We start from the raw sequence: 8,308 nt of genomic DNA on the forward strand, positions 1-8,308 counted from the left end.
GGCGGTACGTCCCCTCAGCCCGCGAACGCGGCCTTGGCCTCGGAGAACAGCTGCTTCGCCGCGGCGGCCGGCTTGGTCTTGCCCTGGGCGACCTCACCGCCCAGGCGCAGGAAGGCGGCCTCGGTCACATCGGCGCCGGAGGGGTGCGGGGTGATCTTCCCGAGAACACCGGCCTTGGCGACCTCCTCCTCGAAGTCGGCGATGCCCTGGCTGGTCTTGTCGGCCGGCTTGTACGCGTCGTACTGCTCGGTGGTCGCGAGGATGCCGCGGTCGTAGCCCATGATCGTGCCGACCTCGGGGTCGTGGACCATGAAGTCGATGAACTGGACGACCTCCTTGGGGTGCTTGGTGCCGCTGAAGGCGCTGAGCATCAGCGAGCCGAGGTACTGGCCGGTGTCCTTGCCGTCGGTGGTGGGGATCGGCGCGAGCCCGTAGTCGGAATCGCCCTCGCCCTCGTAGCGCACGGAGAAGTTGTCCCAGGTGAACTCGGACGCGGCGAGCCCCTTGGAGAGGCCGGAGGCGGGCTTGGCCTGCTCGATCTTCTTCGGGTCGGCGACGAGTCCGGACTGCACGCGCTTGAGGCCGTCCGCCCACCACTGCGTCAGATCGTCCTCGGTGAAGCCGAGTTCGGTGTCGGTGAAGAACGCCTTTCCGTTCTGGCGCAGATACAGGTCGTAGAGGTACATGATGCTGAAGTAGCCGGTGTCACCCGCGATTTTCTGGGTGTCCTGGATCTTCTGCAGCGCCTTGAAGTACTCGTCCCAGGTCCAGCCGAACTCGGGTGAGATCCCTGCCTTCTTGAAGACCTTGAGGTCGATGACGAGCGACATGGTGTTGGCACCGACCGGAATCCCGACCTGCTTGCCGCCGTCCACCTGACCGGCCGTCAGTACGCCGTTCCGGAAGTTCTTCAGGCTCAGATTCCCGGCGTCCGCCTGGGACTTGAGGTCCATCAGGACACCGCGCTTGTCGTACTTGCGCAGGAAGGCGACCGAATTCTGGAATACGTCCGGCGGATTTCCGCCGGAGGCCTGGGTCTGGAACTTCTCCCAGAAAGCCTCGTAATCGGTGAATTCGGGCTTGATCTTGATCTTCGGGTACTTCTTCTCGAAGAGCTTGATGGTCTTCTGGATGGCGACCGCCCGCGGCTCGCCGCCCCACCAGGCGTACCGGAGCTCCACCGGCCCGCCGCCCGAGCCGCCGTCGGAGCCGCCGCAGCCGGCCGCCGTCAGGCCGAGTGCGGCGACCGACGCCCCGGTGACCTTCAGCAGGCCACGCCGGTCAAGATCCCTGTCGATAGGCACAGTTCGCCCCTCCACCTGCGCATTGAATCGTTTTAGGAAAGCGCTTGCCGGGCAAAGGTAGGGACAGCGCGGAGGCGCGTCAACGGTTCCGACAGAGATTCGATCGAAGCGCTTCGAAAACACAGGTGAAGGTGCGCCCGTCAGAGGCTGAACCGTTGCAGGGACGTTCGACCGGCCGCACGGCAGCGCACACGAGAACGCCGAAGGCCCCGGAGACTGATGTCTCCGGGGCCTTCGGTTCCGGGTGGGCGATACTGGGTTCGAACCAGTGACCTCTTCGGTGTGAACGAAGCGCTCTCCCACTGAGCTAATCGCCCGGGCGCAGGAAGAACATTACCCCATGTCAGGGGGGTCCCGAGACCACCTCGCGCCGCTCCGGTCAGCGGCCGGTCACTGCTTGATGTTCCACGGCATCTCCAGGCCGAACTTCCACACGTAGATCCCCACGAGCACGGCGATGATCACCAGGCCGACGGTGGTCAGGATGATGTTCCGCCGCCGCACCTTCGGATCGAGCGCCTTCTGCGTGGCCTCCGTGACCTTGCGCTTCGTCCAGCGCAGGACCAGCTGCGCCCAGACGAACTCGGTCGCCCAGATCGCCATGCCCCCGAAGATCACCAGCCAGCCCGGTCCCGGCAGCGGCAACATGATGATGCCCGCGACGACGACCGCTAGCCCCACCACGAAGACGCCGACCTGCCAGCTCAGGTGCAGCGCCCGGCGCGCCTGGATGAACTCCGGCGCCCGCGAGCCCAGCGGCTTCGCCCCCGGCTCGGATCCGGTCTCGTCGGTGGCCGCGGCCGGACCGCTCGCTTCGTCACTCCCCGTATTCATACAGCCAAACCTACCGGATTGATTCACGTCACTGGAATGGCCGTTCCCCTACAAGAAAGACTCCGCCGTACGAGCTACCTAAAGACGTCCAAAACCCTCAGAGGGGTTTACAACGGCACCGTAGGTGGCATGTCGATTTCGCCGACGTGCGAATCCCCGAGCGCACACTGAGCGAAAGGCCCTGGCGCTTATGAACACCACGGTCAGCTGCGAGCTGCACCTGCGCCTCGTTGTGTCGAGCGAGTCCTCACTGCCTGTACCCGCAGGACTGCGGTATGACACGGCCGATCCGTATGCCGTGCACGCCACCTTCCACACCGGAGCCGAGGAGACGGTCGAGTGGGTTTTCGCCCGCGATCTCCTCGCCGAAGGCCTTCACCGGCCGACCGGCACCGGAGACGTCCGAGTCTGGCCGTCCCGCAGCCACGGTCAGGGCGTTGTCTGCATCGCCCTGAGCTCTCCCGAGGGTGAGGCCCTGCTCGAAGCCCCGGCGCGGGCTCTCGAGTCCTTCCTGAAGCGGACGGACGCCGCCGTGCCACCCGGCACGGAGCATCGTCACTTCGATCTCGACCAGGAGCTGTCGCACATCCTCGCGGAGAGCTAGTCGCGAGACAGCCCCCGCGCCGGTACCCAGCCGGCGTCAGGCAGTGCGAGGGCGCCCCGTGCCGTCCACTCGGGGAGACGGCACGGGTTCAAACACAGCAGGACAGCATGAGAGCCCCACAGCAGGACAACCGCATAGGGCAGACACAGCCGGGCCGCCGCCGTGGGAGCTCCCACGGCGGCGGCCCGGGTGCGCTCCGGGCCCTGCCGACAGGGACAGGCGCTAGGCTCGGCCAGCATCGGCGGGCGCAGGCCCGACCCCCAGGCCAGGGAGCGAATCGTGCTGATCACCCACGACACCCGGTGTGCCCTCGACACCGTGGTGGATCTGGTGAACACCGCACCGGACGACGCCGCCGGCACGGCCGACCGTCTCACCGACGTCCCCGCGCTCGACGTTTTCGTACGAAGGAACGAGATCAGCGATGTGGGGACGGTCGCGGAGCGTGACCTGATCGCGGTGCGCGCGGTGCGTGACCGGTTCGCCGAGGTCTTCGCCGCGCCCGACCCGCGCGCCGCGGCGGAGCTGATCAACGATCTGATCGCCGCCGCGGGCACCACCCCGCGCCTGACCGACCACGACGGCTACGACTGGCACGTGCACTACTTCGCGCCCGGTGCGTCCGTCGCGGACCACCTGGCGGCCGACTGCGGAATGGCTCTGGCCTTCTTCGTGGTCGCCGGGGAACAGGAGCGGTTGCGGCGCTGTGACGCGCCGGACTGCCGGCACGCGTTCGTCGACCTCTCCCGCAACCGCTCGCGCCGCTACTGCGACAGCCGCACCTGCGGGAACCGGCTGCACGTGGCCGCCTACCGGGCGCGCCGCAAGGAGGCCGCGGGCTGAGCCCGCGAACGGAGCCGCTCACAGCAGCAGCAGGTCGTGCAGCGAGGCCAGCAGGAGCAGACAGCCGATCACCGCGAGGAAGATCATCAGTGGTGGCTGGGAGAGCGCGAACAGGCAGCCGCGCCGGGTGTCGGGGTTCGGGGTCACGGGGACGGGAGGCGGGGCCTCCCGGTCCTTCTCTGCGGTCAGCTGTTCGTCCAGCTGCGGTGTGTCCAGCATCTCGTCGTGATGATGACGCAGACAGGTGACGTCCGGTGGCCAACTGGGGCGGCAGCAGGGGCAGTTCGCCAGATCTTGTGACCACGCACACGATCATCTGAACGAATGCGGGGAGTCCGTCGTACGTGCGTTCAGATGCCGTGCTTCTTCAGGATCGCCTCGATGTCGCTGAAGTCATCGGAACCGCCCGCCTGAGTCTTCGGCGTCGGCTTCGGCTGCGCGACGGGGGCGGTGCGGCCGGCCGGACCCAGCGAGGGGGCCGACGCGTCCGGAGCGACCGCCTCGCGGCGCTCCGCCCTGGCCGCGGCCCGGCGTTCCTTGCGGGTGCCGCCGGAGCGGCGCTCGACGGCACGGGTCGCCATGAACAGCAGCCAGGCCGCGCCGAGCACTCCGAACCCGGCCCACGCGGTCGGGCTGAACGCCGTGTCCACCACCCACTGCACGGCGCCGGTCATCACCAGGCCCAGCGGTACGAGGGCGTAGGCGGCCAGCCGGGCGGCCGCGAGGAAGCGCTTGCGGTACGCGGTGACCGCGGCGATGCCCAGGCCCGCCACGGACACGGCGGAGCAGACGGTCTCGGCAATCATCCGGTCCTCCTGGGCTCGGGCAACGGGTCGGCATCGGGGTGGTTCGCCCCTTCCATCCTGCACCGCACCCGGGGCCCGGGGCCACGGCCGGGACGGACCTCAGGGAGATCTCCGGGTCCCGCCTCCTCCGCAGGTCCGAGTGGGCCCCCGCCGCCGGGCCTGGGAGACTGGCCCCATGAACGCCCCGAACCCGGCCCCCGTCCTCGACGTGTGGTGCGAGCTCCAGTGCCCGGACTGCCGCACGGCCCTGGACGACGTACGCGCCCTGCGGGAACGCTACGGCGACCGCATCGAGATCCGTCTGCGGCACTTCCCGCTCGACAAGCACCCGTACTCCTTCGCCGGGGCACAGGCCGCCGAGGAGGCGTTCGTGCAGGGCAAGGGGTGGCCGTACGTGGAGGCCGTGCTCGGCCGGGTCGAGGAGTTCGCCGCGAAGGGCGAGCCGTTCCTCCTCGAGGTCGCGGGCGAACTCGGCCTCGACGCCGAGGAGTTCGACACCGCGCTGATCGACGGCCGGCACATCCTGATCGTCGACGCCGACCAGGCCGAGGGCAAGGTCATCGGCGTGAAGGGCACCCCGACGTACGAGATCGACGGGAAGATGCTGGACGGCAGCAAGAACCAGGCGGGGCTGCGGGCGCAGATCGAGGCGATCGTGGACGGGCTGCTCGGGGCGTAGTCAGAGCAGCTGCTTGTAGAGGTGGTGGCGGGTCGGCGTGTAGCCGAGCGACTCGTAGAGCCGCAGGGCCGGGGTGTTGTCCGCGAAGACGTTGAGGCCGATCCGGGTGGCGCCCGCCGCGATCGCGTCGGTCTCGGCGTACAGCATCAGGGACCGGCCGTGGCCGCGGCCCCGGTGCTCGGCCGCCACCTCGACGTCGTAGATGTACGCGCCGTCAAAGCCCGCGGAGCGCCCGGCCACCCACAGCGTGCCGACCGTCTCCCCCTCGTGCTCCAGCACGCTGATCAGGACGTCCGGGGTCCCGATGCCGTCGGGGAGCAGCGCCGCGTGGTCGCGCTCGGACTTCTCCCGGGCCTCGCGCTCCGTGGCGCCGCGCTCGACGACGGTGCGTTCGTAGCGCGCCTTCTCCCTGGTCAGCCACGGCCCGTACTCGGCCTCCGTCATCCGGCGTCCCACGCTGCCGGGCGGGAGGGCGGGGGGCTGCCGGGGCAGGGGCTTGGCCATGTTCCGGTTGCGCTCGACGTAGCCGAGCGCTCCGGCCAGCCGCAGCAGGGCGGTCTGCTCCGCTGGTACCGACGCTTCGAGGCGGCGGCAGTTCCAGCCGCGGGCCACTTCCTCGGCAGCCAGCGCGGCGACGGTGCCACGCCCGCGCCCCCGGTCCTGTTCGTCGATGCGCAGATCGAGGATCTGGGCGACGGAGGGGCCGAAGGCGGGGTGCGTGGCGAGGTGGAGGGTGCCCACGGGCCGGCTGTTCACGCACACCGCGAAGCGGCGTGAACGATTCCCCTCGGCGGTGCGCTGAAGCGGCTCGGTCGGCCGCAGGGTCGTGGTCATCACGGGTGTTGTACCCACCCGTACCGAGGGAGCGACAGCGGTTTTACCGGTCGGTCACGGATCGACGCGGTCCGCGGCCCGCTCGTCCCAGATCCGCATCGCCTTCGCGGTGACCGGGCCCGGCGCGTCGGACAGCTGCCGGTCGTCGACCCGGTGCACGGCCTGGATGTCGCGCAGTGTCGAGGTCAGGAACACCTCGTCGGCCTCGGTGAGGACGGACAGCGGCAGCTCGGTCTCCCGGGCGCCCGTCCACTCGACGGCGAGGGCGCGCGTGATGCCCGCGAGACAGCCGGAGGCGACCGGCGGGGTGTGGATCTCGCCGTCGAGGACGACGAACACATTGGAGCCGGTGCCCTCGCACAGCTGCCCCACGGTGTTCGCGAACAGCGCCTCGGACGCGCCGAGTTCACGGGCGCGGGCGAGCGCGACGACGTTCTCCGCGTACGAGGTGGTCTTCAGGCCCGCGAGGGCGCCCCGCTCGTTCCTGGTCCAGGGCACGGTGATCGCGGCGGTGGTGTCGGGACGCCGCGTGACCTCTCCGACCGCCACGACGAGCGTCGTACCCGCCTCCCCGCGGTCCGAGCCGAGCGGCGAGAGGCCGCCGGTGTACGTGATCCGCAGCCGGCCCAGCGGCAGCGGGTTGGCCGCGAGCACGGCGTCGCAGGCCCGGCGCACCTCGTCGAGGTCCGGCTCGGGCAGGCCGAGGCCGCGCGCGGAGCGGGTGAGCCGGTCGAGGTGGCGGGTGAGCGCGAACGGCGTACCGTCGACCGACTTCACCGTCTCGAAGATGCCGTCGCCCACGGTGAGCCCGTGGTCGAAGACGGAGACACGGGCTTCCTCGGTGTCCTGCAGACGGCCGTCGAGCCAGATCTTCACGGGGCCTCGCCTTTCATCGTGCGGCACGCTCTACGCGTCGGCGTACGTTCCCGACGCTACCGCGAGCAGTCGGGACGCCTTCAGCTCGGTCTCCCGCCACTCCCCCTCGGGGTCGGAGCCCCAGGTGATGCCGGCGCCGGTGCCGAAGCGCAGTACGCCCTCGGCGCGGTCGATCCAGAACGTGCGGATGCCGACGGCCAGTTCCCCGGCGCCCCGGTCCGCGTCGACCCAGCCGATGCCGCCGCAGTAGGGGCCGCGCGGCGCCGTCTCCAGCGCGTCGATGATCCGCAGGGCGCTGGACTTGGGGGCGCCGGTGACGGAGCCGGGCGGGAAGGTGCCCGCGAGCAGTTCGGGCCAGCCGGCGTCCTCGCGCAGTTCTCCGCGGACCGTGGAGACGAGGTGGACGAGGCCCGGGTGCTTCTCGACCGCGCACAGGTCGGGCACGGTGACGGTGCCGGTGGCGCAGACGATGCCCAGGTCGTTGCGGACCAGGTCCACGATCATCACGTTCTCGGCGTAGTCCTTCTCCAGGAGGTCGGCCTCGGTGCGGCCGGTGCCCTTGATGGGGCCGGACTCGACCACCGGGCCCCGGCGGCGCAGGAACAGCTCGGGCGAGGCGGTGGCTATCTCGACCCCGTGGCCGGGGAGCCTGATCGTGCCCGCGTACGGCGCCGGGTTCCCGCGCGCGAGGAGGGCGGTGAGGGCGTCGACGTCGGCGTCCGCCGCGACCGGCGCGGACAGCACGCGGCAGAGGTTGGCCTGGTACACCTCGCCGGTCGCGATGTGGGCCCGTATGCGGCGCACCCCCTCCGTGTACGCGGCGTGGTCGAGGGACGACACCCAGTCCGTCGCGGCGGGTCCGCGCCACGCTCCGGGCCGGGGCGCGGGCACCGGTTCCCTGCGGACGTCGGCGAAGCGGGCGCAGACCAGCCGCCCCTCGAAGTCCGCGGAGACCGCCCAGAAACCCGCCGAGTCCAGGGCCGCGGGATCGTCGGTGACGTCCAGGAGGCCGGTCGCGAGGAGCTCGCCGAACCGGGCGAGGGGAGACAGAGAGGAGGAACCGTGCACGGTTTCGAGTCTATGGCGGGTGACCGGGCGGTGACCTGGGGTGGAGCTGCGGCGGTCGGCCCGGTGATCGGTCCGCTGGTCATACCGGTGATCACCTCCGGGTCGCACCGCAGCACGCTGCGCAAACGCGTTTTGGACCTCCCCCGGGAATCCGCTAGAGTTCAACACGTCGCCGGGACGCGGAAGCGAAACGGAAAGACACGCGAACGTAGCTCAGTTGGTAGAGCGCAACCTTGCCAAGGTTGAGGTCGCCGGTTCGAACCCGGTCGTTCGCTCAGGATGTGGGGGATCTTCCCGAACCCCTACGCTCCTGGTGGAGTGGCCGAGAGGCGAGGCAACGGCCTGCAAAGCCGTCTACACGGGTTCAAATCCCGTCTCCACCTCCATGCGCGATTAGCTCAGCGGGAGAGCGCTTCCCTGACACGGAAGAGGTCACTGGTTCAATCCCAGTATCGCGCAC

Annotated in this window: 10 protein-coding genes and 4 tRNA genes; 6 read left to right on the forward strand and 8 right to left on the reverse strand. The window is 70.0% G+C overall.

Annotation, left to right across the window (positions count from 1 at the left end; genetic code table 11):
- Window positions 1–14: 14 nt before the first annotated feature.
- The 3 genes from K377_RS24780 to K377_RS24790 all read right to left on the reverse strand — a co-directional run bounded on the left by K377_RS24780 (window position 15) and on the right by K377_RS24790 (window position 2,138).
- Window positions 15–1,304 carry an ABC transporter substrate-binding protein gene (locus tag K377_RS24780; RefSeq protein ID WP_161195005.1) on the reverse strand — a complete coding sequence of 430 codons (1,290 nt, stop codon included), beginning with the start codon at window positions 1,302–1,304 and terminating at the stop codon, window positions 15–17.
- Window positions 1,305–1,549: 245 nt separating this feature from the next.
- Window positions 1,550–1,621: transfer RNA gene (locus K377_RS24785), tRNA-Val, on the reverse strand.
- Between the two features lie 73 nt (window positions 1,622–1,694).
- Window positions 1,695–2,138 (reverse strand): TIGR02611 family protein, encoded by a 444-nt coding sequence (locus K377_RS24790; RefSeq protein ID WP_111665709.1) that lies wholly within the window; start codon window positions 2,136–2,138, stop codon window positions 1,695–1,697.
- A gap of 190 nt (window positions 2,139–2,328) precedes the next feature.
- On the opposite strand from K377_RS24790, the gene K377_RS24795 reads away from it, so the two are divergent.
- Both K377_RS24795 and K377_RS24800 read left to right on the forward strand, forming a co-directional pair.
- Entirely contained in the window at window positions 2,329–2,742 is a 414-nt protein-coding gene (locus tag K377_RS24795; RefSeq protein WP_004002642.1) for an SsgA family sporulation/cell division regulator, read from the forward strand.
- 279 nt (window positions 2,743–3,021) lie between these two features.
- A complete protein-coding gene (locus tag K377_RS24800) occupies window positions 3,022–3,585 on the forward strand; it encodes a CGNR zinc finger domain-containing protein (RefSeq protein ID WP_111665710.1) in 564 nt (187 codons plus the stop codon).
- A gap of 18 nt (window positions 3,586–3,603) precedes the next feature.
- Here the strand turns inward: K377_RS24800 and K377_RS24805 are convergent, their stop codons facing one another.
- Window positions 3,604–3,804, reverse strand: coding sequence for a hypothetical protein (locus K377_RS24805; protein ID WP_111665711.1), 201 nt, complete (start codon window positions 3,802–3,804; stop codon window positions 3,604–3,606).
- A 131-nt stretch (window positions 3,805–3,935) separates the two neighbouring features.
- Window positions 3,936–4,391, reverse strand: a complete 456-nt coding sequence (locus tag K377_RS24810; protein WP_111665712.1) for a hypothetical protein — start codon at window positions 4,389–4,391, stop codon at window positions 3,936–3,938.
- A 175-nt stretch (window positions 4,392–4,566) separates the two neighbouring features.
- Between K377_RS24810 and K377_RS24815 the strand changes: the two genes are divergently transcribed.
- Window positions 4,567–5,070, forward strand: a complete 504-nt coding sequence (locus K377_RS24815; RefSeq protein WP_111665713.1) for a DsbA family protein — start codon at window positions 4,567–4,569, stop codon at window positions 5,068–5,070.
- On the opposite strand, the gene K377_RS24820 is transcribed toward K377_RS24815, so the two are convergent.
- From K377_RS24820 to K377_RS24830, 3 genes are read right to left on the reverse strand one after another with little or no spacing between them, the layout of a single operon-like run.
- Window positions 5,071–5,904: a GNAT family N-acetyltransferase gene (locus tag K377_RS24820; RefSeq protein ID WP_111665714.1), complete on the reverse strand. Its 834-nt coding sequence runs from the start codon at window positions 5,902–5,904 to the stop codon at window positions 5,071–5,073.
- Between the two features lie 54 nt (window positions 5,905–5,958).
- Complete coding sequence (locus K377_RS24825) at window positions 5,959–6,780, reverse strand: aminotransferase class IV (RefSeq protein WP_111665715.1); 822 nt, start codon at window positions 6,778–6,780, stop codon at window positions 5,959–5,961.
- Between the two features lie 30 nt (window positions 6,781–6,810).
- The gene (locus K377_RS24830) at window positions 6,811–7,848 is read right to left on the reverse strand and encodes a chorismate-binding protein (RefSeq protein WP_181512634.1); all 1,038 of its coding nucleotides are present in this window, start codon (window positions 7,846–7,848) and stop codon (window positions 6,811–6,813) included.
- 202 nt (window positions 7,849–8,050) lie between these two features.
- On the opposite strand from K377_RS24830, the gene K377_RS24835 reads away from it, so the two are divergent.
- The 3 genes from K377_RS24835 (at window position 8,051) to K377_RS24845 (ending at window position 8,307) form a co-directional block, all read left to right on the forward strand.
- A tRNA-Gly gene (locus K377_RS24835) sits at window positions 8,051–8,123 on the forward strand.
- Between the two features lie 37 nt (window positions 8,124–8,160).
- Window positions 8,161–8,234 (forward strand) — tRNA-Cys (locus K377_RS24840).
- Between the two features lies 1 nt (window position 8,235).
- A tRNA-Val gene (locus K377_RS24845) sits at window positions 8,236–8,307 on the forward strand.
- Window position 8,308: the final 1 nt, after the last annotated feature.

Source organism: Streptomyces sp. PsTaAH-137, from assembly GCF_003259365.1.
GTDB lineage: Bacteria > Actinomycetota > Actinomycetes > Streptomycetales > Streptomycetaceae > Streptomyces.

Excerpts from the sequence above, each read along its gene's own strand:
- K377_RS24820 (WP_111665714.1), bottom strand. The coding sequence starts at position 5,904 with ATGACCACGACCCTGCGGCCGACCGAGCCGCTTCAGCGCACCGCCGAG.
- K377_RS24815 (WP_111665713.1), top strand. The coding sequence starts at position 4,567 with ATGAACGCCCCGAACCCGGCCCCCGTCCTCGACGTGTGGTGCGAGCTC.
- K377_RS24790 (WP_111665709.1), bottom strand. The coding sequence starts at position 2,138 with ATGAATACGGGGAGTGACGAAGCGAGCGGTCCGGCCGCGGCCACCGAC.
- K377_RS24805 (WP_111665711.1), bottom strand. The coding sequence starts at position 3,804 with ATGCTGGACACACCGCAGCTGGACGAACAGCTGACCGCAGAGAAGGAC.
- K377_RS24810 (WP_111665712.1), bottom strand. The coding sequence starts at position 4,391 with ATGATTGCCGAGACCGTCTGCTCCGCCGTGTCCGTGGCGGGCCTGGGC.
- K377_RS24795 (WP_004002642.1), top strand. The coding sequence starts at position 2,329 with ATGAACACCACGGTCAGCTGCGAGCTGCACCTGCGCCTCGTTGTGTCG.